The sequence below is a fragment of the Brevibacillus sp. BC25 genome (assembly GCF_000282075.1).
In the GTDB taxonomy this organism is placed as follows: domain Bacteria; phylum Bacillota; class Bacilli; order Brevibacillales; family Brevibacillaceae; genus Brevibacillus.
In genome coordinates, this window is record NZ_AKIX01000049.1 from 35,577 (window position 1) to 60,971 (window position 25,395).

Annotated in this window: 28 protein-coding genes; 17 read left to right on the plus strand and 11 right to left on the minus strand. The window is 48.3% G+C overall.

Features of this window, described 5'->3' with window-relative positions; translation table 11 throughout:
• Window positions 1–75 precede the first annotated feature (75 nt).
• The 10 genes from PMI05_RS14275 (at window position 76) to PMI05_RS14320 (ending at window position 7,638) form a co-directional block, all read left to right on the plus strand.
• Window positions 76–873 (plus strand): carbon-nitrogen hydrolase family protein, encoded by a 798-nt coding sequence (locus PMI05_RS14275; protein WP_007722653.1) that lies wholly within the window; start codon window positions 76–78, stop codon window positions 871–873.
• A 108-nt stretch (window positions 874–981) separates the two neighbouring features.
• A complete protein-coding gene (locus PMI05_RS14280; protein ID WP_007722655.1) occupies window positions 982–1,230 on the plus strand; it encodes a hypothetical protein in 249 nt (82 codons plus the stop codon).
• Window positions 1,231–1,846: 616 nt separating this feature from the next.
• A complete protein-coding gene (gene thiO, locus PMI05_RS14285; RefSeq protein ID WP_007722660.1) occupies window positions 1,847–2,950 on the plus strand; it encodes a glycine oxidase ThiO in 1,104 nt (367 codons plus the stop codon).
• 88 nt (window positions 2,951–3,038) lie between these two features.
• Window positions 3,039–3,839, plus strand: a complete 801-nt coding sequence (locus PMI05_RS14290; protein ID WP_007722664.1) for a hypothetical protein — start codon at window positions 3,039–3,041, stop codon at window positions 3,837–3,839.
• Between the two features lie 151 nt (window positions 3,840–3,990).
• Window positions 3,991–4,389 (plus strand): YugN-like family protein, encoded by a 399-nt coding sequence (locus PMI05_RS14295; protein ID WP_007722666.1) that lies wholly within the window; start codon window positions 3,991–3,993, stop codon window positions 4,387–4,389.
• 95 nt (window positions 4,390–4,484) lie between these two features.
• On the plus strand, window positions 4,485–4,934 hold the full coding sequence (locus PMI05_RS14300) for an NUDIX domain-containing protein (RefSeq protein WP_007722667.1): 450 nt from the start codon (window positions 4,485–4,487) through the stop codon (window positions 4,932–4,934).
• A gap of 102 nt (window positions 4,935–5,036) precedes the next feature.
• On the plus strand, window positions 5,037–5,834 hold the full coding sequence (locus tag PMI05_RS14305; RefSeq protein WP_007722668.1) for an NAD kinase: 798 nt from the start codon (window positions 5,037–5,039) through the stop codon (window positions 5,832–5,834).
• 27 nt (window positions 5,835–5,861) lie between these two features.
• A complete protein-coding gene (locus PMI05_RS14310; protein ID WP_007722669.1) occupies window positions 5,862–6,599 on the plus strand; it encodes an MOSC domain-containing protein in 738 nt (245 codons plus the stop codon).
• A complete protein-coding gene (locus PMI05_RS14315) occupies window positions 6,596–7,084 on the plus strand; it encodes a YbaK/EbsC family protein (RefSeq protein ID WP_007722671.1) in 489 nt (162 codons plus the stop codon). Before PMI05_RS14310 ends, PMI05_RS14315 begins: the two co-directional genes overlap by 4 nt.
• On the plus strand, window positions 7,081–7,638 hold the full coding sequence (locus PMI05_RS14320) for a hypothetical protein (protein WP_007722672.1): 558 nt from the start codon (window positions 7,081–7,083) through the stop codon (window positions 7,636–7,638). Before PMI05_RS14315 ends, PMI05_RS14320 begins: the two co-directional genes overlap by 4 nt.
• A gap of 69 nt (window positions 7,639–7,707) precedes the next feature.
• Here PMI05_RS14320 and PMI05_RS14325 read toward each other — a convergent pair whose 3' ends face one another.
• The 5 genes from PMI05_RS14325 to PMI05_RS14345 all read right to left on the minus strand — a co-directional run bounded on the left by PMI05_RS14325 (window position 7,708) and on the right by PMI05_RS14345 (window position 12,849).
• Complete coding sequence (locus PMI05_RS14325; protein WP_007722676.1) at window positions 7,708–8,961, minus strand: MFS transporter; 1,254 nt, start codon at window positions 8,959–8,961, stop codon at window positions 7,708–7,710.
• Between the two features lie 224 nt (window positions 8,962–9,185).
• Window positions 9,186–9,677, minus strand: coding sequence for a GNAT family N-acetyltransferase (locus tag PMI05_RS14330; RefSeq protein WP_007722678.1), 492 nt, complete (start codon window positions 9,675–9,677; stop codon window positions 9,186–9,188).
• Between the two features lie 55 nt (window positions 9,678–9,732).
• Complete coding sequence (locus PMI05_RS14335; protein WP_007722680.1) at window positions 9,733–10,440, minus strand: 3'-5' exonuclease; 708 nt, start codon at window positions 10,438–10,440, stop codon at window positions 9,733–9,735.
• A gap of 11 nt (window positions 10,441–10,451) precedes the next feature.
• Complete coding sequence (locus PMI05_RS14340) at window positions 10,452–11,465, minus strand: DUF294 nucleotidyltransferase-like domain-containing protein (protein WP_007722682.1); 1,014 nt, start codon at window positions 11,463–11,465, stop codon at window positions 10,452–10,454.
• Between the two features lie 49 nt (window positions 11,466–11,514).
• Complete coding sequence (locus tag PMI05_RS14345) at window positions 11,515–12,849, minus strand: ammonium transporter (protein WP_007722684.1); 1,335 nt, start codon at window positions 12,847–12,849, stop codon at window positions 11,515–11,517.
• Between the two features lie 190 nt (window positions 12,850–13,039).
• On the opposite strand from PMI05_RS14345, the gene PMI05_RS14350 reads away from it, so the two are divergent.
• Together PMI05_RS14350 and PMI05_RS14355 are read left to right on the plus strand one after the other, a co-directional pair.
• The gene (locus PMI05_RS14350; protein ID WP_007722686.1) at window positions 13,040–13,864 is read left to right on the plus strand and encodes a MerR family transcriptional regulator; all 825 of its coding nucleotides are present in this window, start codon (window positions 13,040–13,042) and stop codon (window positions 13,862–13,864) included.
• A gap of 79 nt (window positions 13,865–13,943) precedes the next feature.
• Window positions 13,944–15,083: an agmatine/peptidylarginine deiminase gene (locus PMI05_RS14355; RefSeq protein WP_007722688.1), complete on the plus strand. Its 1,140-nt coding sequence runs from the start codon at window positions 13,944–13,946 to the stop codon at window positions 15,081–15,083.
• A 67-nt stretch (window positions 15,084–15,150) separates the two neighbouring features.
• Here PMI05_RS14355 and PMI05_RS14360 read toward each other — a convergent pair whose 3' ends face one another.
• Window positions 15,151–16,398, minus strand: a complete 1,248-nt coding sequence (locus tag PMI05_RS14360; RefSeq protein ID WP_007722690.1) for an MFS transporter — start codon at window positions 16,396–16,398, stop codon at window positions 15,151–15,153.
• A gap of 93 nt (window positions 16,399–16,491) precedes the next feature.
• Window positions 16,492–16,650 (minus strand): hypothetical protein, encoded by a 159-nt coding sequence (locus PMI05_RS31085; protein WP_007722692.1) that lies wholly within the window; start codon window positions 16,648–16,650, stop codon window positions 16,492–16,494.
• A gap of 135 nt (window positions 16,651–16,785) precedes the next feature.
• On the opposite strand from PMI05_RS31085, the gene PMI05_RS14365 reads away from it, so the two are divergent.
• Both PMI05_RS14365 and PMI05_RS14370 read left to right on the plus strand, forming a co-directional pair.
• Complete coding sequence (locus tag PMI05_RS14365; RefSeq protein ID WP_007722693.1) at window positions 16,786–17,139, plus strand: toprim domain-containing protein; 354 nt, start codon at window positions 16,786–16,788, stop codon at window positions 17,137–17,139.
• 64 nt (window positions 17,140–17,203) lie between these two features.
• The gene (locus PMI05_RS14370) at window positions 17,204–17,410 is read left to right on the plus strand and encodes a hypothetical protein (RefSeq protein ID WP_017250027.1); all 207 of its coding nucleotides are present in this window, start codon (window positions 17,204–17,206) and stop codon (window positions 17,408–17,410) included.
• 33 nt (window positions 17,411–17,443) lie between these two features.
• Here the strand turns inward: PMI05_RS14370 and PMI05_RS14375 are convergent, their stop codons facing one another.
• Window positions 17,444–18,223, minus strand: coding sequence for an undecaprenyl-diphosphate phosphatase (locus tag PMI05_RS14375; protein ID WP_007722700.1), 780 nt, complete (start codon window positions 18,221–18,223; stop codon window positions 17,444–17,446).
• Between the two features lie 190 nt (window positions 18,224–18,413).
• Here PMI05_RS14375 and PMI05_RS14380 point away from each other — a divergent pair, with 190 nt between their 5' ends.
• Window positions 18,414–19,334 (plus strand): S1 RNA-binding domain-containing protein, encoded by a 921-nt coding sequence (locus PMI05_RS14380; protein WP_007722703.1) that lies wholly within the window; start codon window positions 18,414–18,416, stop codon window positions 19,332–19,334.
• Between the two features lie 77 nt (window positions 19,335–19,411).
• Here PMI05_RS14380 and PMI05_RS14385 read toward each other — a convergent pair whose 3' ends face one another.
• Genes PMI05_RS14385 through PMI05_RS14395 form a run of 3 tightly spaced genes read right to left on the minus strand, consistent with a single transcriptional unit; the run spans window position 19,412 to window position 22,897 of the window.
• Window positions 19,412–21,358, minus strand: coding sequence for a TRAP transporter permease (locus tag PMI05_RS14385; RefSeq protein WP_007722705.1), 1,947 nt, complete (start codon window positions 21,356–21,358; stop codon window positions 19,412–19,414).
• Complete coding sequence (locus PMI05_RS14390) at window positions 21,359–21,892, minus strand: DUF1850 domain-containing protein (RefSeq protein WP_007722708.1); 534 nt, start codon at window positions 21,890–21,892, stop codon at window positions 21,359–21,361. It lies immediately after the preceding gene.
• A 6-nt stretch (window positions 21,893–21,898) separates the two neighbouring features.
• Complete coding sequence (locus PMI05_RS14395) at window positions 21,899–22,897, minus strand: TAXI family TRAP transporter solute-binding subunit (RefSeq protein WP_007722711.1); 999 nt, start codon at window positions 22,895–22,897, stop codon at window positions 21,899–21,901.
• Between the two features lie 166 nt (window positions 22,898–23,063).
• Here PMI05_RS14395 and PMI05_RS14400 point away from each other — a divergent pair, with 166 nt between their 5' ends.
• Both PMI05_RS14400 and PMI05_RS14405 read left to right on the plus strand, forming a co-directional pair.
• Window positions 23,064–24,347, plus strand: a complete 1,284-nt coding sequence (locus PMI05_RS14400) for a sensor histidine kinase (protein WP_007722714.1) — start codon at window positions 23,064–23,066, stop codon at window positions 24,345–24,347.
• Between the two features lie 4 nt (window positions 24,348–24,351).
• The gene (locus PMI05_RS14405; protein WP_007722717.1) at window positions 24,352–25,290 is read left to right on the plus strand and encodes a response regulator; all 939 of its coding nucleotides are present in this window, start codon (window positions 24,352–24,354) and stop codon (window positions 25,288–25,290) included.
• Window positions 25,291–25,395: the final 105 nt, after the last annotated feature.

A 25,395-nucleotide genomic window follows, 5' to 3' on the forward strand; every position in this document is an offset into this window, starting at 1 on the left:
AACTCGGTCAAAATCAGTTATACTAGCAAGTAAGAAACCGAGAGCTTTGTATGAATGGGAAGGACGGGGATATTCATGAAAGTAGCCATTGCACAACTTACAGCGACGATGGATAAGACGCAAAATTTGCAAAAAGCAGCCGATTACATCGCAAAAGCAAAGGCAGCAGGGGCAGATTTTGTAATCTTGCCTGAAATGTACAGTGCACCTGCCACGCCAAAGTCGGGAGTAACGCCAGCAGAGGTAGCGGAAAAGCTGGATGGTCCATTTGTTTCCGGCTTGGCAGAGCTTGCTCGGGAGCATGGGGTTTATGTGGTTTGCGGTGTGTTTGAATCCATCGAGGGTGATGAAAACCGCGCATACAATACGACAGTTTTTCTAGGCCGTGAAGGACAGCTGCTGCATGCGTACCGCAAGACACATTTGTACGATGCCTTTTCCTACACAGAATCGGATTTCATCGCGCCTGGGGATAATCCGTATCAAGTGGTGGAAACGGAATTCGGCAAAATCGGGCTAATGGTTTGCTACGAGGTGCGCTTCCCGGAAATCGCGAGACAGTTTGCGCTCCAGGGTGCCGATATTTTGTTTGTCCCAGCAGGCTGGGTAGCCGGAGCGATGAAAGAGGATCACTGGGAGACACTGGTTCGTGCGCGTGCCATTGAAAACACCATGTTTGTATGTGCGGCTGATCAGGTCGGAAATATTTTTGCCGGACGCAGCATGTTCGTCGATCCGATGGGTGTCGTGATTGCAAGTGCAGGGGAAGAAGAAACGTTATTGATCACCGAACTGGATCTAAGTCGGATTGAACGAGTACGGGGCAAATTGCCAAGCGTAGCAAACCGCCGAGCAGAACTGTATACCAATTAAATGCCTATGCACACTTTCTCTTTTGTTCAATATGATGGTAACAGATTACCAGTCATTATTTTGGCCCTTATGTAAGCGTCGCCATCATGAGAGAGGGAGTGTGTACGAATGTTCTGGTTCGTATGGGCTGTCGTCGGTGTGGTCGTTTGGTGGGCAATGAGCTTGATCTGTACAGGAAAAGCGGCAGGATCAGGCTGGTGGGCTTCGCTCATTGCTGCTCTTTTGGGTAGCTGGCTGGGCGATTTGGTACTGGGTGATTGGCTGTGGATGTGGGCCGGCTTCAACGTCATTGCCGGAGCCATTGGTGCGGTCGTCCTCACCTGGCTGTGGTGTTTGGTGGTGAAGCAATTAAAATAAGCGAAATAATTTGTATTACAAACAAACCAGGGATCGTCCAAATGACGGTTCCTGGTTTTCTTATGTTGAGCTGTAGTGGAGAGAAGAATATTTCCAGTCTAGGCTCCAGGCTCCGTCCTGCTGAGGGTTAAAACTGCCCGCTCCGAAGGGATTCGCGGGGAAACGCAAAAGTGGTAGCCGCTTCGTAGCACGGGCACGGTTGCGTTTCTGTTGCCCGCGAATCCCTTCTCCGCTAGGTAGGACTCCACAAGTCGCTACGTCTGGAAATATTCTTCTCTGGCGTAACTGATTGCGTTCTTCATTAATTAAAAATCTTTAGGAATCGGATAACACGAAAAGCTCGTAGAGGAAACAGGAGAAAAAAGCGAAGATCTTAGGGACCGACCGAGACGCAATGCAAAAAGAGAAACATGCACTTAAGCGTCCACCTCTGAAACACATCCTGAAGAGACCACTTTGGACGCGGTTTCGCTTTTTGCATGGAGTCGTGCAGTCAATCCCGCAGGGGGTGGCCCTAGAAGCTGAGCGTTTTCTCCTGTTTCCTCCACACCGCAACAGCAACGTACAAGTCATTTTTTATTAGAAGTAATTGCAACTTAGTGAGGAGAGAAAAAAGATGAGTGATTGTCTGGTAGTGGGTGGAGGAATTATCGGATTGAGCTTGGCATATGAGCTGTCACGGCGCGGGGTGAGCGTTACTTTGGTCGAGCAGGGCGAATGGGGAGGTCAGGCATCTTCTGCTGCGGCCGGAATGCTTGCTCCTTTGAAGGAATTCACGGCACCTGGACCGATGCTCGATCTGGGTATGGAGTCACTTGCGCTATACCCGGAATGGGCAGCAGAGCTGGAGGAATTGACTGGGGGAGACGTACAGCTAAGCTTGGATGGTTTGCTGACCGTCGCGTTAAATGAGGAGGAAGTCCAACAGCTCGCGGACAAGTACCGTTGGCAAAAAGAAACGGGACATGCTGTACACTGGCTCTCGAATACAGCGCAAGTGAAAGCGGTAGAGCCGCTTCTGACCGATCAAGTGCAAGCGGCCATCTATTCGCCGTACGAGGGACACATCAACAATCGAATGCTTCTTCGCGCCTTGGCTACTGCTTGCCAATTGCAAGGAGTCAAGATGTTATCAGGCTGCGTGGTGAGCGGTATTGCGGTAAAAGGAGGAAAAGTGATCGGGATCGAGACCTCTGCAGGGTCACTGCGTGCCACACAGACGGTGATTTCCTCAGGAGCGTGGGTTGGAATGATGCTGGAGATGCTTGGTGTCACCGTGCCGATTCGCCCTGTACGCGGACAGATTGCGGCCGTCTCGTCCGTGGGCATTCCATTGCGAACAGTGATTTTCGGAACGACAGGCTACATCACTCCGAAAAAGGATGGAAAAATTGTCATTGGCGCGACTGAGGATGAGAGTGGCTTCCAGCGTGACGTTACCATGGCGGGATTAGCCAGTATCCTGCAAGGGACCATGCCGTATGTTCCTGCGCTACACTCCGCTACCTTTCTGGAGGCTTGGGGTGGACTTCGACCTGCGACCCAAGATGGCAAGCCGCTCTTGGGCCCCGTTCCTGGCTGGGAAGGTCTGTCGATCGCAGGTGGACACTTTCGCAATGGTATCCTGCTTTCCCCCGTCACGGCTAAATCGATGGCGGACTTTGTGGAAAAAGGGGAGACGGAGCGCCTTTTGCCATTTTTACCTGCCCGCTTTCTGTAAATTGGGCTAGTCTCGCCTAGATTCCGGTAACCTCCCCATGGGCACTTGTATATGGTAATAAAGAAACACCAGAAGGGGAGGAGTTTCCATGCAGTCTGATTCTGAAAAAAACCTGTATCAGGCTGACATTCAGTTTGTCAGCCTGTTAAAGGATATGCGAGAAAATGTGCACAACATCTGCAAGGAGCACGTGGAGAAAAAAGTGCGCATCGAAGCACTTGACGGGCAAGTGTTTGAAGGCGTCATTGTCGATTATGATGATCAAAACGTATACGTAGAAGTTGTAGACCAGGATGCTGAGGAAGAAGAAGTTTTCGAAGAGTATGATTATGAGAACTATGAGAACTATGAGGACTACAATCCTTATCAAGTAATGGAAGTGGCCAATCGGCAGCCGTATGGAGGATGGGGGCAATATCCTGATTATTACTTTCAGTATGTGAGCTATAATCCGTATGCAGGTTATCCTCCCTATGGCGATCTCAGTCCTTATGGAGGTAATCCATACTATCCGCAGGTAAGTCCTTACGGCGATGAGTTCAATCCATACAGTCAGGTCAGTCCTTTCGGCAGTTCCAACAACTCACGGGTCAGCCCATTTAGCAGCAGCAATCGTCCCGCCCAAGTCAGCCCGTATAGCAGCAGTAACCGTCCCGCTCCCCAAGTCAGTCCGTATAGCGAGCAGAAGCCGCAGGTAAGCCCTTGGGAGCAAAATCTATCGCCATTTCCACCATTCCCGCCGTATCCGCCATTTTTTTGTCCGCCGCCACCACCCCCACCGCCATATGTTTTGCCAAAAGTTCAAGGAAGAAGACGTAAAAGATGCCGGAACGGACGTAAAATCATTCCATTGGCGCTCTTTACGCTCCTGACAATTGTCTTGATTTAATGGTGGGGAATTTACAAGCCTCTCAAGGCCATCACGGCTTAGGAGGCTTGCTGCTTTTTGTAGATGTGAGAGTACAACCTCGCCTTTTGTCATACACTACGAACAAAACGGTGGACGTTTCTCATAGAATAAATAAAGGCAGGGATGGACGATGAAACAAATAAACAGCAGCTTGCCAGGCACGCGGGCGACATTTGGCTATTTTCGTGAGGCGCTTCAGCCGCATTTTACATTATCCAACTGGGATTATGAGCAAGGGTATTTCGACCGGGCGCTGGATGACAAAAACACAGTCTTTTTGCGCTTGCCTGTAAAAGTATTGCAAGGCGAGCTCGATAGCCCGGATGCATGGCTGGAACTCGGGCGGCCGTTTGTGCTCCGGCATGTGTACCAGACTGGGGTAGAAGAAGATATCGGCTATACGGAGGCGCTTGCTTCGGGTTTGATGAATCAGTTTCAAGAGCCGGTAGACAAGGACGCACAGATTGATTCGAGATGGATTCGAAAAGCAGAGGCGGTTGTCAAAGAGCTGGAGAATCGCCTCGCGTGAGACAGGCCGCCGATAGGCCTGTTTTTTCTTGTTTATGGCAGGGAAAATATAGGTGGCTAAAGAATGGTAGCACATGGAAAAAGTGAGGTGGAAATATGGCCTGGTACCATGCAGTGGCGAAATGGTATTGGAAAATCCGCAAGCCTCTCACCTTGGGTGTCCGTGTCATTGTAACGGATGAAGAAAAGGGAGTCTTGTTAATTCGGCATACGTATGTTCATGGCTGGTATTTGCCGGGAGGAGGGGTAGAGCGAGGAGAGTCGTTTGGGGATGCTGCTTGCAGGGAATTGTGGGAGGAGTGCGGAATACGAGCGGACGGACTTACCCTCTGCCATCTGTTTTACAGTGAGCGGGAAGGGAAACGAGACCACATTGCCTTGTATCATGTCGACCTCACACCTGGCCAAGAGTTGCATAAGGATGACAAAGAAGTAGCGGAAATGCGCTTTTTTGCTTGGGATGAGCTTCCTGAGGAAATATCACCAGCTACAGAGAGGCGTTTATCTCAATTTCGCAAGCAGTCTTTTAAGAGTGACCGCTGGTGACAAGTGGGATTTTATGCAAGTCGATTTTTCCTATGGTATAGTGAAGACAAACAACAGAGCGTACATGACCGCTTGTAAGGATAAAAGTGAGGGCAGACCAGCATGAAGATTGCGACTGTACTGCGAAATGACGATTATACACGAGAAGTGGAACAAGCATTAAAAGAAAAGCTGCATGCAGCCAATAGCTCGTTTACCTTTGTAAAGGGACCAAGTGAGCAACCGGATATGGTGTTGTCCATCGGGGGAGACGGGACACTTTTGGAGGCCGTCCATCAATACGGGATTGAGCCGTCTTATGTGGGGATTCATACGGGACATCTTGGCTTCTATGCGGACTGGCGTCCCGAGGAGTTGGACGAATTCGTTGAGCGTCTGATGAACGATGAGCCTCTGATTGCGGAATACCCGACGGTCCAATGCAGGATTAGCACCAGAGATGGAAAGCAGTACGAAAAGTGGGCGTTGAATGAAATGGTTTTGCGTAACGCGAATCTGTCTACCTTGGTGTCATGCGTCTATATAAATGGCGAAGAGCTGGAGACGTTTCGCGGTGACGGCTTGATCGTTTCATCACCGTCAGGAAGTACAGCCTACAACAAGGCGGTGGATGGAGCGATTGTTCATCCGTCCATTGAGGCAATTCAGTTGTCCGAGATTGCTTCGATCAATAACCAAGCGTATCGGACGATCAACAGCTCGCTCGTATTGCCGAAGCATCATGAAGTAGAGCTGATCGTCATGAATCCTGAGATTATGATCGGCTTGGACCGTGAGCAGGCAGTATGGAAAGATGTGTGTTCCATTCGTTGCCGAGTGGGACCTGACAAAGTGAAATTCGCCCGCTACAAGCGACTGACGTTTTGGGGGCGGGTTCGCAATTCGTTTATATCCGGATAGAGAAAGCTGTTGGGGGAGGGGAACCAAATGAAAAAAGTAGGAACACTGCAGACCATTTTCCGTCATCCTGTCAAAGGAATGCGAGGGGAAGAGCTATCATCAAGTACGGTCGATGAATTTGGCTTGTATGGAGACCGTGCCTATTATTTTTGGGATAATGCCCGTCAAGGTAAGTATCTCAGTGCGGATGTTGTGCCCGCTCTTATCGGGTATCATGCCAGCATGAGCGAAGGGACAGGAAAAGAAGCGTACCCGCCGATTCGGATTGAAGCCCGAGATGGCAGTGTACATACTTGGGATGATGCTTTATTTGCTCATGTCGCGGAGACGGCGAAGCGCTCCATTACGCCTATGATTAGTAGTCCGCAAGACGGCGGCGTGAACTGGGAAGACCATATTCTGCTGGTCACGGATGCATCTCTTAGAGAGATCGCGCGGCAGATTGACGCAGAACAGGTAGATCCACGACGCTTTCGCGGGAATTTGGTGGTTGTCCTGGAGGATGATGAGCCGTTCGCGGAAGACAAATGGCTGGGCAAACAAATCAAAATCAATGATGTGACCTTGCAAGTCAACAAACACTGCGAGCGCTGTGTATATGTCAATATCGATCCGGATACCTTGGCGATGACTCCTGCCGTATTGAAGGCATGCGTCAAGCGTCACAACAATCACTTCGGCGTTTATGCTTCGGTCGTCACGACAGGCAGTGTGTCGCAAGGCGATGACGTTTTTTTAGTGGAGATTGGGAGTGACGGGGAATGATCGCAAGCCCGTTGGAAAAGGTTCGCAGCTTCGTACAACGCTATGACTCGAGCATCGAGCCGATTTTGTTTGAACAGCCGTTACCTACGTCCGAAGTGGCTGCACAGGCATTAGGTGTCGAGATCGGCCAAATCGCAAAGTCGATCTTGTTTCGGGTAGATGAGCAGTTCGCCTTGTTTGTGGCAGCAGGCGATGTACGTGTCCATCCCAAGCAAGTGAAGGCAGCTTTTGGACAAGGAAAGCCGAAGATGGCTTCGCCGGAAGAGGTAGAAAAAATGACAGGCTTCCGTGTTGGAGCTGTTTGTCCATTTGCATTGCAGGAAGAAGTGCCTGTATTTGTGGATCGCTCCTTGCAGCGATTCCCGGTGGTTTATACGGCTGCTGGTATAGCAGAATCACTTTTACCCGTCTCTTATGAAGCCTTGTTGGAGATGACAGGGGCGAAAGAAATCGATGCCGCTTCGACAGAAGGGAACCCATTATGAAAAAATACGTAGTCTCCGTCTTCGTACTAGCTTTAGTCGCGGGTCTTGCCATGCTCGGAATGTCTAACCAAACGACTGCAATTGAAAACAGCATCTCTCATTCTGCTTCCTCATTTAAACAGATGACAACAGACACGTACCTGAGTCATTACAACAAAATCAAAGAAGATTTAGCTGTGAAAGGAATTCATACCCTGCCTTTTCAGCTTGAGCTAGACAAGCAAACGAATTACTACCGCTTTTATTATCCAAAACAAGAAAATGCGGCAAACGAAAAAGCGATATGGGTTAGCGTTATGCTGAGCGGTGATCAAAAAACAATAGACGGAATCATGTATGAAGGGGTTCCTGACGTTCATACAGTGAAGGCGATGATCCAAGCTACTGGACTTACCTGGACTCCGGAGCTGGATCAGTTCATTGCGGTTACCAACGTTGCAAAAACGCCAAAAGAATTGGTTGTTTCCGATGTGAAAGTAACGATCGAAGGAACGCCATCACAAATAAAAGTAATGGTTGACCCCGTGAAATTAGAGGCTCCGAAAAAATTATAATGCTGAAAATGAAAAAGTGGTTGGCAGGAGGTTATCGCTGCGCAACCACTTTTTGTTTTCTGTTGTAGTTTAGCTGTAAGGAGTGGACTCGCGTTTCTGAACGATTTGGAATAGCTTCACATAAAGAACGGCACTCAACAGAGAGCAGAACAAGATAAATCCAAAAACGCCAATCGGCATGACCCACTCCGAAAGAATGACGGTCACGGGAGCGAGGAAGCGACCGAGCGAGTACTGCAGGTTAGCGGCACCCATGTACTGTCCTCGTGCATGTACTGGTGCGTATTTGCTGACGAAGCTCTGCTCGACCGGAGTTCGCATCACTTCCCCTACTGTAAAAATGACCACGCATCCGAACAACAGCCATGCATTCGTCGTGAATCCCACCAAAAACATGCCCACACCAAACAGCAAGGAGGACAAGAGGAAGACATTCCGGTCGCTCCAGTTCTCAAACCATTTGGTAACAGGCAGGGCGCACAGAACAAACAGAAGGCCGCTTATGCCCAGCATCCATCCGAAAATCTCCGTACTGCTAAGCGAGAGTGACCAGGCATTCCACGAGAGCAGCGTCTGGGCTGGGACGAATTCTTTTACATAGACTGCCAAAAATAAATCGAGCTGCACGATTGCGATTGTAATCAGCATGCCTGCGAAAATATAGATAGCAAAAGCTTTGTCGCGTAGAATGACCGTGTAGCTCTGCCATTGCTCCTTCATAACGGTAGGGAAATGGATAGAGGCGACAGAGCTTTTTACGGATTGTGGCAGTGTCTCTCGCACATTGATCCAGATCGCAATCGAATACAAAAAAGTGACAAGCGCACAAGTCCACAGCAGCCCACTGCGGTATTGAAAGAAAAAGATGGCCCCCAGAGCGGGTCCCAATACGGCGCCTATGTTCATGGCTGTAACGAAGGTAGCGAAGACTCTGCGTCTGTCTTTGTCTGAGGTGAGATCAGCGACCATCGCAGAACTCGCCGGGCTGTATACTGCTTTGCCTAGCCCGATTCCAATAAACGCAAGATAATCGATCCAAGAAGAGAGGGAGAAGGCAAACAGGACAAACATGCCTGCCTGCAAAAACGCTCCTGACAGCATGACATATCGACGACCAAATCGATCAGCCAGATAGCCGCCAAAAAGATTGCCGATCATACTCATAATCGGTGGCACTGTCATGAGTAACCCGGCAACATTTTTGCCAAAGGTATCACTAAAGTGGAGAGTAAGAAAGGGAAAGTACATCCAAAACAATAGGTTGAAAAGCGTCTCGCCGATCAATCTGGTCTTCAGGTTCAGATCCCATGACAGCCATTGCACAGCAGGCTTACCTCCTGTTTTTGATTCCCTGGCCAGGTATACCTACTTTAGTGCAAATTTTCAAAAAGATATAGACTTATAATCATCCGTCGGTTACACTAATATCATAAGGGCTAAGGGATTAGACCCTGGCTTAAGATGTGCCACTTTTAGGTATTCGCTTCCTACATAACTAATAAGCCGACACTTCCTTGTGGAAAGGGGTGTCGGCTTTTCGCATGCTGTTACTTAACCATCCACTGATAAAAATGAACGTCGTGCCACTCTTCGAATTTGAAACCCACCTCTTGAAACTTCCCTGCCAATGTAAAACCGAACTTCTCGTGCAGCTTCACGCTGGCGTCATTGCCCCCTACGATTCCGCTCACGATCGTGTGGTATTCGAGTTGTCTGGCACGCTCCAGAATCGCATTCATTAAGGTAGTGCCAACACCTTTCCCACTTTGATCAGGGGCGATATAAATAGACAGTTCCGTAGACTTTTGATAGGCGGGCTTCTCACGGAAAACGGACAGGCTGCAATATCCGATCACTTTCCCTTCGTATTCGGCGACGATGATCGGATGTCTGTCACCGTGCTTGTGAAACCACACTTCGCGCTGGGCAAGCGTCTGTGGCTCCAAGTCAAATGTCGCAACCAGATTTTCTACCGCGTAGTTGTAAATAGCGAGCATAGCGGGCAGGTCGCCCAGAACTGCGTCTCTGATCTGTAGCATGATATTTTCTCCCCTATGTTGGTTGGTAGGACTTGTTGAACAATTCGAATTAATTCTAGCGTACGGCCTCGTAAACCTGCCGCAGGTTTGTAAAGCCTTGGGATTGTGCTTTCACCAAATACTTCGCCCAGAGCGTACCAGCGGCAACAGCGTCACAGTAAGCGTGATGCCTGCGTGAGATCGGGATGTCGTGTGCCGCACAGAGGGCGTCCAGCGAGCCGTTGCCAATCGGATTGCTCAACAATCGGATGAGCAGCATCGTATCCAGCATGCGATGGGTAAACGGACGCCGACTTGTTTTCCAAAGACCAGATCGTAAAAATTCACGCTCATGTCGAGAGTGATGGGCAACGAGCGGACGATCTCCAACGAATTGAAAAAAACGGGACAAAGCCTCTAATAGCGGAGGGGCATCGGCAACCATATCATCGGTAATCCCGGTGAGAGAGCGGATGTGTGAAGGAATCGCCCGACCGGGATTGACCAGCGTATAAAAAGAATCGCCGAGGAGGAGGTGCTCTCCTCTCATGGCGACTGCTCCCATCGATATAATCGCGTCTCCGTGATCGGGATAAAAACCGGTCGTTTCCAGATCGACGACGACAACTTCCAGATCGTGTAGAGGAATATCGGCACTGGAATCGACTGGTTTATTCGTTTTGGAGATGGAGCGCAAATAGGCGATGTGGTGCTTGTCATCTGCTATATCAGGCATAGCCCGGTTCATATGCCAAATGCGACCGAATAAGTCCCATTTTGCCACGCAATCTCCTCCTATCCCCCAAAAACGGACGGGAGCTTTTCTGTCATTTTTTGCAGGCGGATCGCCAGCTTCATCGACTGTCGTACCAATACTTGGGTGTCAGGAGATAGTTCCCCTAGTTTGATATAGCTATTGCTCGTGTATTGCCCATCTTCCCAATGGAGGGGAGCGATCAGTCGTAGACCTTGAATTTGCCGGAAGTATGCGGCTACCTCATCACAAAAGCTTTTGCTCCAGACTCCTTTTTCACCGAGTAGATCCAATCGTTCCAAGGTAGAGCTGGCAAAGATGCCATGTGCCAAGGCGAAATGCCGTACGCAATTCACCAGTGGCAAATAAATACCATACTTCACATTGATGGCGCCGCGGAAGCGTCCATGGACCTCAGGTAAAACTCTACCGAAGATTCCGAGCGGCACCCGATAATGCAACGTATTGCTCACCAGTCGATTCAGCAAGAAGACATTCCCTGCAAGCAGTTGACGGAAGCGGTCATGGACGGGGGTAAAAATGGCCGATTCGCCCCATAAGACACGCACATCACTTGTGAGCAGTAAATAACGAGCGTTCTCCCAGATGGGGTGAGAGACCCATCTGTCTATTTGGTCCAGCCATTGCTCGGTGCTGCCTCGCCATTTTGGGGAGAGGCAAGTGACATTCCCTTGGCAGGGAGGATAGCCGGCTACCTCTAGACCAGCAACAATCGTCGCCCCCAGCAACTGAAAGTAGCCATGTATCTTTTCTGTGTCCTGTTCGCCCAGATGATCTGGGAGTTGATAGACGAGGCCGTTATCCTGATCGCTGATGAGTGCTTGCTCTGACCGGCCGCCACTTCCGAATTGCAAAAAGGCAAAGGGGACGGGAGGGGTGCCCAAGCCCCTTTTGGCAAGGTCATTCACTGCGAGGAGCACCCCTTGTCGGATCAGATTGTCGTGAATCAGATTGACGACGATGGAAAAGGGGGCCAATTCCCCTGCGCGATTCAATGGACGTAACGGAGAAGGGTCCAACAATTCTTTACGCAATAAGGCCAGCTCGCCAAAGGAGTCAACATTCCGTATTTTTTCCACTTGTTCAGGTGAGAGAGTGAGAAGTGCTGCTTTGGTTAGATGCAGCCGGTCGTACGCGTTCAGGCTGGAGTAGTTCGGGATAGCCGTATCCCCCGTGTTCGCTAAGGTCAAGACCAACCACCTCTTCCTCTTCAGTGACTCGCAGGCCAATGGTTACTTTTAACACATACAAAATGATGAAGGCTACTACGAAAACGTAGAGCGCAGAGCCAGCCAAGCCCAACGCCTGAACCCCTAACTGATGCAGGCCACCGCCATAAAACAGCCCAGGACCGCCTACGCCGACCTTTTCGGCCAGCTCCGGGGTAGCGAATAAACCCGTGGACAACGTTCCCCAAATACCAGCCACCCCATGCACGGAAAAAGCGAAGACAGGATCATCAATCCCCATGCGATCAAACCAAATGGATGTATAAAATGTAAGAATACCTGACACTGCACCAATCACGACAGCTGCCCACGGATCGACGAAGGCGCATGCTGCTGTAATTGCGACGAGAGCAGCGAGGACGCCGTTGAGCATGCTTGGGATATCTGCTTTTCCCATGACGATCCAGGAGATAGTAAGAGCGGCGACAGCGCCTGCTGCAGTAGCGAGATTGGTAGTAACGGCGATATAGCCGAAAAATCCAGATGTACTGCCGAGTGTGGAGCCAGCGTTAAAGCCGAACCAGCCGATCCAAAGAAACAGGACACCTAAGACAGAGTAGACCTGGTTGTGACCAGGAATCAGATTGGAGCTGCCATCGCGATTGTATTTTCCGATGCGAGGCTTCAAAAGGATAGTGGCGACGAGTGCGACGATGGCGCCTTGGAGATGGACAACCGTAGAACCAGCGAAGTCTTGCATTCCGAGCTGTGCCAACCAACCGCCGCCCCATACCCAGTGACCGACGACAGGATAGATGAGGACAGTAAACAGTACGCTGAAAATAAAATAAATGGACAGCTTGGCACGTTCAGCAAAACCGCCCCAGGCGATCGCGAGTGAAACGGCTGCAAAAGCGAGCTGAAAGAGGAAGAGAATCGAGATAGGAACAGTTGTAGCGGAAAAAGCGGAGAAAGCGTCTTTTTGCATGCCGTCAAAAAAGAATCCGGAAAGTCCGATGAAAGAGTTGCCGTCTCCAAACGTCAGACCAAAGCCAAACGCCCAAAAGGCAATCGAGCAGATGCCGAAGGTAAGGACCGTTTTGCCTGCGACGTGACCGGCGTTTTTCATGCGAGTAGAACCAGCTTCCAGCAGGGCGAATCCAACCTGCATGAGAATGACCAGAATCGCTGAGACCATGACCCATGTGGCGTCAATGGCAGACGAGAGACTTGCGACAGTAGGTTCCATCCATCCACCTCTTTTCTGTGTCATATAACCTGACACCGATTTATTTATGTCAGATTATATGACATGAAAATTCCGGTTGCAATTGTTTTTTTGCAAATAATGAGAAAACACCGATTGAAGGCATCGGGAGGACTTCGATACGGAATGATATAATTGCCTCTGATACCATCACAGAAGGCAAGGGAGAAATATGTACACAATCAGCAGATTTTCTCAGCTTTGCAAAATGAGTCCGCGCATGTTGCGACATTATGACAAGGAAGAACTTTTGAAGCCCGTACATGTAGATACAACAAATGGGTACAGATATTATGAAAAGAGTCAATTAGAAACAGCTTTATTGATCAAGAAGCTGAAAGAATACAAATTTTCCCTGCCAGAAATTAAAGCGATCCTTCAGACATCAGATAGGAAATTATTTATTGGATTGATCCACTCGAAAATAAATGAATTATCCAATGAGATGAATCGATATAGACAAATCATTACAGAAATGCAAGAGATGATTGAAAAAAAAGCAGATATCATTCGTGGGGAAAGAAGATCGTACGATATTTTGCTGGGAATGAGAAACGAAGTAAGTGTCATCAGTCAAAGATTACAGATTCGTATTGCGGATATGGACAAGTACATTGATTCTATGTACGCAAAGGCGGAAGAAAATCAAGTTCAGTTACTGGGTGCTCCGTCTGTTGTGTTTTTCGATGAAGAATTCGCCCCTGACCACAGCGATATGGAGTTGATGATCCCGATCATGAATGGGAACAAGGTTGATTCATCAAGCGAATGGCAAATCAAACAACTCCCCGAACAGTTTGTTGCGACTACTTTGCATTTCGGAAGTTATGACGATATCGGATACGCCCATATGGCACTTGAAGAGTGGACAGATAGCAACGGCTACTGCTTGGAAGGTCCGCCTTACGAAACCTACTTGAAAGGCACAGAATGTGACTGTCCTGTCGAAGAATATGTGACGCAAATCTCCTTTCCGGTCATGAAAAAAGCCAAATAGTAACAGCTTGACCTTGACACTATGTCAAAGCTTATTCTACTTCTGCAAGATAGCTTTCAGGACATGAGGGGATGATGAAATGAATAAGGTAATGGTACTGTGCTCAGGGGTTGTATTAACGGCTGGGATTTTAATAGGGTGTATGCCAAGTAAAGCGGAGGAGAGTCAAGGTGTGGAAAAACAATTCGTAGGCAAGTACACCATGCCTGATGAAAAAAGCAAGCATGAAGGTACGTGGTTACTATGGCCGCATAACTTTACGTATGGGAAAGGTTATCAAGAAGAGGTTGAGTCCATTTGGATCGAGATGACAGATGCCTTAAGTGAAGGGGAAAATGTCCATATTGTCGCCTATGATCAATACGAAAAGGACTATATTTATGACCTTCTGTACGAGGAAGGTATCCATATGGATAACATTGACTTCTATATTGCTCCTACGGACGATGTTTGGGCAAGAGATACTGCCCCCATCTTTGTATACGACAAGGATAAGAACTTGAAAATGATGGACTGGGGATTTAATGGATGGGGGAAGAAAACGCCGTATAAAAAAGATGCATTACTTTCAAGCAAGCTAAGCAAGCAATCAGGAATGGAAAGAATTGATTTGAATGATCTTGTACTTGAAGGTGGAGCATTTGAACTGGATGGGAATGGTACATTTTTATCGACACGCAGTGCTGTCACGAATAAGAATAGAAATCCCCAATTTTCAGAGGCAGAAGTTGAGGAATATATAAAAGAGTATCTTGGTGCTACGAACTTTATTTGGTTAGATGGTGTGCCTGGTCAGGACATTACAGATTTTCACATTGATGGTATTGCAAAATTTTATGATAAGTCAACCATCATTACGATGAATGAACATGATTTGGAAGAATGGGGTGTCCCGAATAAGGATAGAAAAACATTACTGCATGCAAAGAATGCCTTTGGAAAGGCGTATCAGTATGAGTATTTACCAATAACGAAACACAATGTCGTTTTAGAGAATGGAAAGGACCTGGGATACAAAGGTTCCTATATCAATTTTTATATTGGGAATACCGTTGTATTAGTTCCGAATTATGATGATCCGAATGACAAAGTCGCAAACGATATCATCCAAAAACTATACCCTGACCGTAAAGTGATTGGCATTGATGTAAGAGAGCTTTATAAATATGGCGGGATGATTCATTGTGTGACACAACAACAGCCAGTTGAAATACCTTAAATCCGTACTGAAAAAGCCGGTGATTCCTAAGGAGGAAAAACCGGCTTTTTTGGCAGTAAAAAGTTACTTAAACAGAGGAGGATTGATGTTGTGCGGTTGTTTTTCGTTTTTCTATCAGGAAGCCTGCGAAGCTCATGGCAGCGAGGAATAATCCACTGACGAGGAAAAGCTGCTCGACAGGCCATTTGCCCATCCAGATTGCACCGAGGCTGCTGGACAATGTGCAAAAGAAGGTGAACATGAGCATATTGATCGCAAAAATTTTGCCTGTACTGTTGCTGGACGCTTTAATTTGAATGGCAGTCACGGTCGGGATACCAATGAGCGGCCCGCCGATCCCTGCCACGGCTGCTCCGAGGAAGGCAATCCAGTGAGCGGTACCTCCTGCCGTAAGCAACAGGAATCCGACTGCCTGAAAAGCCCATCCAACCATAATCACAAACAAATAGCGAGTGTAGAACGATCGAGCCATGTACAGGCTTCCTAGCAAGTTCCCGATCCCGTAAAAGCCCAACAAGACAGCTAATGTACTTCCGTTTCCTTGCTGCATGCGTTCGGCTATAAACGGGAAGCCGACTGTGTAAGTGACCTGCCAAACGAGAAAGCCCATATTGCTAAAGAGAAGAATCAAGAACAAAGCACGATTTTGTTTTAGCTCCTGTAAACCTGAGGTAATATCCCGGGCGTACTGGCTGGGTGTCATTTTCGTAGTAGATACGCGTTGTTGATCGGTCAACGAAATACGAATGGCATAAAGAAACAAGACGGAAATGAAATAGCTGCCTGCGTTCACAAAAAACAAAGTAGACAGAGGTATGATGGAAGCGACCAGTCCAATTGACATTGGCGCAATAATCCGAATCGTTCGGAAAGTTGTGTCCAAGATGGCATTTGCTCGCGCTAGTTGCTCTTGGGGGACCACTGATTTGAGTGCAACGGTTCGCGCTGGCTGAAATAGACTGGAGAACAACCCCAACAAGAATTGGGCTGCCAGAAAAAAAGCAAACTCTTCCACGCCCATATAGACCAGGATGCCAACCATGATTGCGACAAGAATTCGTGCAACATCCGCTCCCACCATGAGCATTCGTGGGCTGTACCGGTCAGCCATGACTCCGCCGACGAGGTAAAACATGAGACCCGCCACCATTTCCGGGATTGCGAGCAGGCTGAGCGCCGTACCCGATTTGGTTGCTTGCAGCAAATACCAGAGTAATGCGAAGCTGTAGCATTGATCACCGATGCTTGCCGTCATTTGCGCAAGCCAAAGTTTGAGGAACGAACTGTTTTTCCATAAAGATGGGGATGAATCCACGTTGACCCTCTCCGTCCTGCTGACTGCGATAAAATGAATTTGACCATAGCGTAGCAAGGCGAAGAGGGAAAGTAAAGATGACAATCGGTTGCCTTACTGCTGGTTGCGCATGTCTTGATTATTTTGGTGTTGCTGCTGGGATGAACCTTGGTTGTTTTCGGTATGTGTATCATCCGCAACCGTACTGCTGGTAAGCCCTGCAACAGCCAAGCCTTTTTGATTCAAGTTTTTGGCGCTTTTGAATTTGGACATGGTACGACCCCCTGTTTGTGATGGATGCTTCCTTAAGATGTCTTGTTTCGATTGGGAGTAGTCATCCTCATTTTCCTAGCTGGATGTTGAGGTATACTATAAAAAACACGCGTGCGTCAGAGAGGGTGGGAGCGGATGGCAGGGTGTGTCATGATCGTGGAGGGAAAGACAGACAAAGAACGCTTGCTTCGTGTGCTGGCTGAGCCTGTCACCATTCTTTGTACATACGGTTCCTACAGCTTGGAAAAAGGGGAGAAGTTGCTCGCCCAAACGGAAGATGCAGATGAGGTATACCTATTTACCGATGAAGATGACAGCGGGAAAAAATTGCGAACGCATCTAAGTGAAGACTTTCCTGATGCGATCCATCTGCATACGCCGAAAATGTACAGAGAGGTTGCCGACACGCCTCTTTCAGTACTGGCAGAAATTTTGGAGCGAGCAGGCTTTGCGGTTATTGTGCCTCATCCTGATCTTGGAGAGCGGTAAGGGGATAAAACACCGTTTCATCGGCTATAACAGTAGTAAATGGAATGGTGGAGGTGCGAGGCAATTGCGTAGTTTGATGACGTTTTTTAATCGAATGAACATTATGGTGTGGCTGGTAGGTATCTTTGTAGCTCATGCTGCGCTCTATCTGGTGCTGGGGACGGCAACATGGCTAGCTACCTCGCTTTTGGCAACAGCGTTCTACGGCATTATTTTATTGGTAGGCAAATTAATTGCCAGCCGTTATCCAGACAAGGAAGAAAGCAGATGAAAGCCGGCGAGCAAGCAGCCGGCTTTTTTCGCATTACCAACCCAAGAGTTGCATGAGTAATATTAACCCACCCAATACCCAGACGTAGATGGCGAAGCCCTTCATCGAGCCTGTACTGATGATTGTAAGCATCCAGCGAATGGCTACATATCCAGCTAGCCCGGCAAACATAGTGCCCACGAACATTGGGATTAATAAAGCTGTTTCAAGCGGTGTTTCTACGAGCTTGGCTGTTTGCAAGACACAAGCACCGAGAATTGCGGGCAAGGATATTAAAAACGAAAAGCGCGCAGCATCAGCACGGTCTATTCCACGCATGAGAGCGCCAGCAATCGTCAGTCCTGAGCGGGAAATAGCAGGCAGGATCGCAGCACCTTGCAGTGTCCCGATGATGAGGGCGTCCGTGTAGTTGATTTCTTCGAATCTCCGATTTCCACGGCGCATGGACTCCACGGCCCAGAGGATTGCTCCTGTCGCAAGAAATTCCCACCCGATTGTAATGCCTGTCTGCGAGATTTCTTCAAAATAATCTTCAAAGGCGAGTCCGATCACTGCTGTAGGGATCGTACCTACGACTAACAGTTTTGTCAGCTTGCTCATTGGATTCATGATGATATAACGAACCTGTGGCCAAAAGACGATAACGACAGCGATCAGCGTACCGAAATGAAGCATCGTGTCAAATAAAAGCCCGACCTCCTGCATACCAAACATTTTGCGAAACAGGACGAGATGACCCGTGCTTGATATCGGTAAAAATTCAGTCAAGCCTTGTACAATGCCGAGAAAAATATGTTCAAGCAACAACAGCATAGGCAAGAGTCACTCCAGTCTTGAAAAGGTAGGGCCAAGCCAGTCTTACTGTCATATGTATGTCGGTGAAAGGAAGACTTTCCTATTTCGTTGCGCATCGTTATTTTGTTAGAAAAAAGTTGTGGTATTTTCTTGCGGGGGATGGGTATAGTTAGTGTGCACAATGGTAGAGAGCGAGGAAAAAATACATATGTACAAAAAACAAATGCGTGAAAAGCGTGAGCCCCAAATCATTCAGAACAGCAATTTGGCGGCAGGTATGACGCTTACCATGACGGTAGCGCGAAAAACGGAAATCGGCTATTTTTTGAGCGATGGCAAAGATGAAGTGTTTCTTCATGCCAATGAAGCGCACGAACGTTTACATATCGATGATGAGGTCGAAGTATTTTTGTACCATGATCACGAGAACCGACTGGCTGCGACCATGGACATGCCTCATGTCGGCATGGGTGAGTACGGCTGGCTGGAAGTAGTGGACATTTCTCCGCGCATGGGTGTATTCCTGGACAACGGTATTAACAAGGATCTGCTCTTGTTCATCGATGACCTGCCCAAGCATAGCGATGAATGGCCGCGTCCCAAGGATCAAATGCTAGTAGCGCTGAAACAAGACAAGCTCGGCAGACTCTTGGCCAAGCCGGTCACTGAAAACGAAATCGTCAAGATCGCAGCTATGGCAGATGAGAGTATGAAAAACAAATCTGTCGAGGGTACGGTCTACAAAGTGATTCAAGCAGGTGCATTCCTGTTGACGGAGGACGAGCATATCCTTTTCATTCATCGTGATGAAATGGTGGGGCGTCTGCGCCTCGGACAAACGGTGCGCTGCCGCATTAGCTTTGTACGTGAGGATGGTCGTCTGAACGGTTCCATGAAAGAGCGCAAGGAAGTACAGTATGGCGAAGATGCGGACAAGCTGTTGCGCTATTTGATCAATCGTGACGGGGCTATGCCTTATACCGATTCGACGGAAGCGGATGTCATCCGAGAAAAATTCCAAATGAGCAAGTCCAGCTTCAAGCGAGCACTTGGCAAGCTGATGAAGGAACGCCGCGTGGAGCAAGTAGACGGCTGGACCAAAATCATTCGAGACGGACAAGAAGAATAAACGAAGAAAACCCTCCTAGGCAAGAGTGCTTCCTGGTAACAGGAAACGAATGCTTGGGAGGGTTTTTACTTGTTTTCTTACATCGTCGTTTGTACAGATTGTTTTTGCTTACGTGCTTTGTAATACGACAAGGAAAAAACGAGCCCCAGCAAAATAAAACCAGCGATATCCGTTTCGATTCCAGGGATGACCGCAAGAACACCACCTGCAACCGCGAGGATACGCTCCAAAACGTTTAGTTTGGACATCCAGAAGCCGATTAACCCTGCTCCCACTCCGATCATCCCAAGCGTTGAAGTAAGCATGACCCAAAACGATTCCAGCAAGGTGGTATTAATCAGCAGCAAGGCTGGTGAGATGACGAAAATATAGGGAGCCATAAAAGCCGCGATTGATAGCCGTGTTGATTCTACGCCTGTCCGGATTGGTTTTGACTTGGCAATGCCTGATGCGGCGAAGGCAGCAAGCGCAACCGGTGGCGTGATGTCTGCAACGATTCCGAAGTAGAACGTAAACATGTGCGCAGCGATATCTGGTACCCCCAATTGAATGAGTGCCGGGGCAGCGATGGTAGAAGTGATAATGTAGTTCGCTGTCGTAGGTGTTCCCATGCCCAAGATAAGCGATGCGATCATCGTGAAGAACAGCGTAAGGAAAAGCTGACCGCCAGCCAGGTCAATCAAACCGTTTGCCAGCTTCAATCCGATCCCAGTCAACGTAATCGTACCGACGATGATTCCGGCACACGCAGTTGCGGCCACGACACCGAGAGCCATTCTGGCACCTGAGGCAAGTGCTTCTAAAATATCAGCAATAGACATGCGGGTTTCTTTGCGGAAGGCGCCCACGATAATGGTGGAGACGATGCCGATAATCGCGGCGCGCTCGGCCGATATGTTCATCATCAAGGCTGTAATAATGATCACGATGGGGAGGAGCAAGTACATTTTTTTCAAAACTTCTTTTTTGTTCGGCAATTCTTCCTTCGAGAGTCCGCGCAACCCGAGTCGTTTTGCTTCGAAATGCGTCATAATCCAGATGCCTACGAAAAATAAAATCGCAGGAAGAATCGCAGATTTGGCGATTTCCAAGTAAGGAACGCCGATGAACTCCGCCATCAAAAAGGCAGCAGCCCCCATGACAGGCGGCATGATTTGTCCACCAGTAGAGGACGAGGCCTCCACCGCCGCGGCAAATTCGGAACGATAGCCGAGCCGTTTCATCATCGGGATGGTAAAAGCACCGGAGGTAACTACATTGGCAACAGAGCTGCCGCTAATCGTCCCTTGCAGGGCGCTGGAAAAAACGGCCACCTTCGCAGGACCACCGATTCGTCTACCTGCAATGACCAGCGACAAATCGTTAAAATAATCACCGACCCCTGTTTTTTCGAGAAAGGCGCCAAACAGCACAAACAAAAAGATAAAGGTAGAGGAAACAGCGAGCGGAGTACCGAGAATACCCTCAAGTGTGTAATAGCTGTGCCCGATAATCCGCTCGACATCACTGCCGCGATGCTCCAAAAAGCCCGGCATGTAAGGTCCGAAGTAGGTGTATAAAAGAAAAATAGTGGCGATTAGAGCGATTGGGATTCCGACGACTCGACGTGCAGCCTCTAGGACGAGCACGGTGGCAATACCTCCGACCACCATATCCATCGTCGTATAGTTACCTGTTCGGATCACGAGTCCTTCGTAGTCAATGACCCAATACAATGATACGAAGACACCTAACAAGGCGAGAATCATGTTCACGATTCCGATTTTGTTATGGTTGCCTTTGGATGTCCCCGCATATAACAGATAAACAAGTGCCAGTCCGAAGGCCAAGTGGATCGGACGATGAATCTGGGGAGGCAGCGTGAAGAAAAGCGTGCTGGATAACTGGTACAGGGAGAAGAGGACAAGTAGACCAAAAGAGATCCACTTCATGGGACCCGCGAGTTGGCGTGTGGCTGATTCCTTGTCGTATTGCGCGATCAGCTTATCCATCTCTTGCTGGTTCATATTCGTTGTTGTACTCATCTAGTAACCTCCTAACTCGCTCAGAATGGATCGCTTTTCTGCCTGAATCGTGATGGCTTCTCCCGGCTTGTCGATCAAGCTCAACGGAATGTCCTGTCCAGCGAAAAGCAACGTATGATTAGCCCGTACTTGCCCGATAAATAGCCGTAGGGCAGGAAAAGAGCGCTGCATATTGCGAATGTGGAATTGTCCATCGGCCAGAATCAGCTCCTCGCCAGGAGCCAATTCATTTTCCATGCCGATACCGTAGTCGTGAAAGCTCATCTCTGACAAAATAATTTGACCATCTACAATCCGGTATTGCTCCTCGATTGTGGAGAGATGAATGGAATGAGTCCAGCGGATGCCAAAGGCTGCTTCATCCTGGATATTGGCACTCCAAACTACTTGATTCGAGCGTGTATCCCGGATAACCAGTGCGGGAATCAGCGGAGTGGAGATACCTGCATAAATGACAATGACGAGAAGAGAGAAGGAGAAAAGGCGGAACAACGTCCGCCCTTTTCCCTTTGTTACTGCCTGGATAAAAACCATCTGGCTTTACTTCACGCCTTTTTCGTCAAAGTACTTTTGGGCACCCGGGTGAACAGGGATGCTGACGCCGTTCTTCACGTTCTCCAGCTTGATTTCCTTGGCTTTGGCGTGACCGAGCTTGTCGCTATTCTCAAAGATCGCCTTTGTTACTTTGTACACGAGGTCTTCACTGAGATCAGAGCGAATCAAAAGCATTGATTTGACGGAGACGGTTGTCACTTCTTCCGGAACGGTTTGGTACGTATTGGCAGGGACCGTTGTTTTCACGTAGTAAGGGTATTTGGCGATGATTGCATCGATTTTGTCCGCCTCAATTGGAATGATTTTAACGCCAGTTGTCGCTGCCAACTCCGTGATTGCCGCGGTAGGCGTACCTGCAGTTTGGAAGGCAGCATCCAAGTTACCGTCCTGAATGGCTTTGGCGGAGTCAGCAAACGAGAGGCGCTGGAGCTTGGTATCTTCAAAGGTCATCCCATATGCTTCTAAGATTTGCTGAGCGTTCACTTCTGTGCCGCTTCCCGGAGCGCCTACGGATACGCGCTTATCTTTCAAATCGGCAACGCTTTTAATATTGCTGTCAGCAGAGACGACGATTTGGATGGTCTCATCATAGAGAGCGCCCAATGCTTGGAAGGAATCAATTTTACCGTCTTGTTGGAACATGTTCGCTCCCTTAGACGCATACTCGGCAATGTCGTTTTGCGTGAAGGCGATGTCTGCCTTTTTATCGCGAATGAGGCGAATATTTTCAGCTGAAGCGCCTGTGGCTTGTGCTGTAGCAGTGATGCCAGCGTTTTTCGTGATATGGTCAGCCATTCCACCACCGAGTGGGAAATAAGTGCCGCCTGTACCGCCTGTTGCAATAATTAGTTGGGAGGGATCGGCGCTTCCTCCTGAACTGGAGCTGCCTGCACCTCCTTGTGTAGAGTTGCCGCCACCACATGCTGTCATGAGAGACATGGACAGAAGCAGTGTGAGCGAGAGAAGAAAATGACGCTTACTCAATATAATTCCCCCTATTCTAAATGTTCTGTTTATACGACTTTCTTTGGCATTGTAAGGGGAGGTCTATAAAAAACTACAAAATCCTATAGAAAAATATAGTAAACTAAGAAATAAACGTTAACGATTTTTTTAACAATTTCATATGAGGAAGTGCGGGCAACATTTTATGAGAGAGACCATTTCGATCCTGCTGCTTATGCTCATTGCTGTCCCGATTGCCGGGGAGCTCAAATTTCACCCGTTTCAAGATGATTTTCGCATTAGCTTTGGTACAACAGCTTTTTTCTTTTTTTTATTGTGGCTACGTCCTTCTTTTTTGGCAGGGATAGTAACAGGGTTAATTGTTGTTCTATTTCGAATAGTCTTGGATTTCTTGCATGAAGATGTCTTTTCGTTTCTGTCTTCTCTTCAGATGCACTTCCCCGCATTTTACTATTACGCTACCTTTGCTTGTCTTTTCTCACTCTTTCGCGTTAATACACTACATCATCGACCGCTTTTGGTGGGAATGTTGGGGACAGGCGCAGAAATAGCAGCCAATTTGGTAGAGCTGTCCTTTCGTGCTGTGTCCTGGGAGGGAGTCTTTCAGCTGGAGGTAGTAGGGCCGATTGCTGTCATTGCATTGATACGCAGTTTTTTTGTCCTTAGTTTTTTCAATATGATTCAGCTGCGTCAGGCGAAATGGATGGAAAAGCAACAGCGCAATCGAAACGAGCAGATGTTGATGCTCATCTCCAATTTGTATGAGGAATCTGTTCTTCTAAAAAAGACATTGCATCAGGTTGAGGATATCACGCGCAGCTGCTATGAGCTGTATCGCGAGATGGACGAGGTGGAACACCAGGATGGGAAGAGCAAGCGATACGCGAAGCGGCTGCTGTCCCTTGCCGGACAAGTGCATGAAGTGAAAAAGGACAATCAACGCATATATGCAGGCCTCTCCAAGCTGATTTCTGACGAGAAAGAGCGAGACTATATGCCATTGGGCGAATTGATAGCGATCATTGTTCAGGGCCAACGAAAGTACGCGAGACTGTTGGAGAAGGACATTCAGTTTGAAACGAATGTGGAGGTGCCGTATCTCGCTTGCCACATTTACACGACACTCTCACTCATCAACAATCTGGTCGGTAACAGTGTCGAAGCCATCCGCGACCGGGGGATGGTATCGATCGTTGCTTCGATTGACGAGAGTCGGGAGTGGATTCATTTTGTTGTAACCGATGATGGGCCAGGTATTGTGGTAAAGGACAAGGAGCTCTTGTTCATGCCTGGATTCACTACCAAATACGACGTATCAGGCAGGCCTTCCACGGGGATTGGGCTATCATACGTCAAGGAAGTGACAGACAGTCTCCAAGGAATGATTGATTTAGCCGAGGACTCATGTGGACAAACAACACAATTTTGCATTCGCCTGCCAATCGCAACTCTGATTCTGAAAGGGTGACCTAATGCGCTACTTCATCGTGGACGACGATCCTGGGATTCGATTCATGCTCGGCCAAATGATTGAGGATGCTGATTTGGGAGAGGTATGTGGGGAAGCAGAGGATGGCTCACAAATTGACCACGATTTTTTGAATTGGAAGCAAGTAGACATCTTGTTGATTGATCTTTTGATGCCGAATCGAGATGGTATTGAAACAGTGCGCCAGTTGAGGCGTTTTACAGGCAAAATTGTCATGATCTCGCAAATCGAAACGAAGGAGATGATCGCTGAGGCGTATGCGACAGGGATCGAATACTACGTGACCAAACCAGTGAATCGACTGGAGGTCATCAGTGTTCTGCAAAAGGTACGGGAACGCGTTTTGCTGCAGCAATCCATCGAGGGTATTCAGCGGTCACTTTCCGTCTTGTCCGGCAGTATGAACGTGACAGCAGCTCTTGCCAAAGAAGCATCGTATCCTGAAAAGGGCATCTTGTCTTCCGCACGGTTTCTCTTAACTGAACTGGGGATGATTAGCCAAAAAGGCAGCAAAGATTTACTCGACATGATGGAGTGGCTGTATCGCTGGGAGAAGGAAAGGGATGGGGAAGTGAATCTCCCACCTTTACGCGATATTTTTTGGGCGATTGCTGCCCGCAAGCTGGGAAAGGGAGTGACTGTCCTGATCCAAAAGGAAACAAAGGCCGCTGAGCAGCGAGTTCGCAGAGCCATCTATCAGGCATTAACCCATCTGGCTTCTCTGGGGCTAACCGATTACAGTAATCCCAAATTCGAGAGCTACGCGACCACGCTCTTCGATTTTACTGAGGTGCGAAAACGCATGCTGGAGCTGGAGAGTCAGATGGAAATGACGATCTCTTCTACTCGTATCAATACGAAAAAGTTTATTTTTGTACTCTATATGGAGTCAAAAAGGCGAATTGGTGTATTTCAGGGCTGACTTTTGGAGTGGGCATCCAAATGTGATAAGATATTTCTATTGGTCATGAGCGAGGGCTTCGATGTAAGCTGGTAAAAGCTTGGGAACGCCTCCGTTTTACATTTG

Excerpts from the sequence above, each read along its gene's own strand:
- PMI05_RS14320 (WP_007722672.1), top strand. The coding sequence starts at position 7,081 with ATGAAAAAATACGTAGTCTCCGTCTTCGTACTAGCTTTAGTCGCGGGT.
- PMI05_RS14300 (WP_007722667.1), top strand. The coding sequence starts at position 4,485 with ATGGCCTGGTACCATGCAGTGGCGAAATGGTATTGGAAAATCCGCAAG.
- PMI05_RS14380 (WP_007722703.1), top strand. The coding sequence starts at position 18,414 with ATGTACAAAAAACAAATGCGTGAAAAGCGTGAGCCCCAAATCATTCAG.
- PMI05_RS31085 (WP_007722692.1), bottom strand. The coding sequence starts at position 16,650 with ATGTCCAAATTCAAAAGCGCCAAAAACTTGAATCAAAAAGGCTTGGCT.
- PMI05_RS14315 (WP_007722671.1), top strand. The coding sequence starts at position 6,596 with ATGATCGCAAGCCCGTTGGAAAAGGTTCGCAGCTTCGTACAACGCTAT.
- PMI05_RS14390 (WP_007722708.1), bottom strand. The coding sequence starts at position 21,892 with ATGGTTTTTATCCAGGCAGTAACAAAGGGAAAAGGGCGGACGTTGTTC.
- PMI05_RS14375 (WP_007722700.1), bottom strand. The coding sequence starts at position 18,223 with ATGCTGTTGTTGCTTGAACATATTTTTCTCGGCATTGTACAAGGCTTG.
- PMI05_RS14350 (WP_007722686.1), top strand. The coding sequence starts at position 13,040 with ATGTACACAATCAGCAGATTTTCTCAGCTTTGCAAAATGAGTCCGCGC.
- PMI05_RS14355 (WP_007722688.1), top strand. The coding sequence starts at position 13,944 with ATGAATAAGGTAATGGTACTGTGCTCAGGGGTTGTATTAACGGCTGGG.
- PMI05_RS14275 (WP_007722653.1), top strand. The coding sequence starts at position 76 with ATGAAAGTAGCCATTGCACAACTTACAGCGACGATGGATAAGACGCAA.
- PMI05_RS14385 (WP_007722705.1), bottom strand. The coding sequence starts at position 21,358 with ATGAGTACAACAACGAATATGAACCAGCAAGAGATGGATAAGCTGATC.
- PMI05_RS14330 (WP_007722678.1), bottom strand. The coding sequence starts at position 9,677 with ATGCTACAGATCAGAGACGCAGTTCTGGGCGACCTGCCCGCTATGCTC.
- PMI05_RS14305 (WP_007722668.1), top strand. The coding sequence starts at position 5,037 with ATGAAGATTGCGACTGTACTGCGAAATGACGATTATACACGAGAAGTG.
- PMI05_RS14290 (WP_007722664.1), top strand. The coding sequence starts at position 3,039 with ATGCAGTCTGATTCTGAAAAAAACCTGTATCAGGCTGACATTCAGTTT.
- PMI05_RS14405 (WP_007722717.1), top strand. The coding sequence starts at position 24,352 with ATGCGCTACTTCATCGTGGACGACGATCCTGGGATTCGATTCATGCTC.
- PMI05_RS14295 (WP_007722666.1), top strand. The coding sequence starts at position 3,991 with ATGAAACAAATAAACAGCAGCTTGCCAGGCACGCGGGCGACATTTGGC.
- PMI05_RS14345 (WP_007722684.1), bottom strand. The coding sequence starts at position 12,849 with ATGGAACCTACTGTCGCAAGTCTCTCGTCTGCCATTGACGCCACATGG.
- PMI05_RS14365 (WP_007722693.1), top strand. The coding sequence starts at position 16,786 with ATGGCAGGGTGTGTCATGATCGTGGAGGGAAAGACAGACAAAGAACGC.
- PMI05_RS14280 (WP_007722655.1), top strand. The coding sequence starts at position 982 with ATGTTCTGGTTCGTATGGGCTGTCGTCGGTGTGGTCGTTTGGTGGGCA.
- PMI05_RS14400 (WP_007722714.1), top strand. The coding sequence starts at position 23,064 with ATGAGAGAGACCATTTCGATCCTGCTGCTTATGCTCATTGCTGTCCCG.
- thiO (WP_007722660.1), top strand. The coding sequence starts at position 1,847 with ATGAGTGATTGTCTGGTAGTGGGTGGAGGAATTATCGGATTGAGCTTG.
- PMI05_RS14310 (WP_007722669.1), top strand. The coding sequence starts at position 5,862 with ATGAAAAAAGTAGGAACACTGCAGACCATTTTCCGTCATCCTGTCAAA.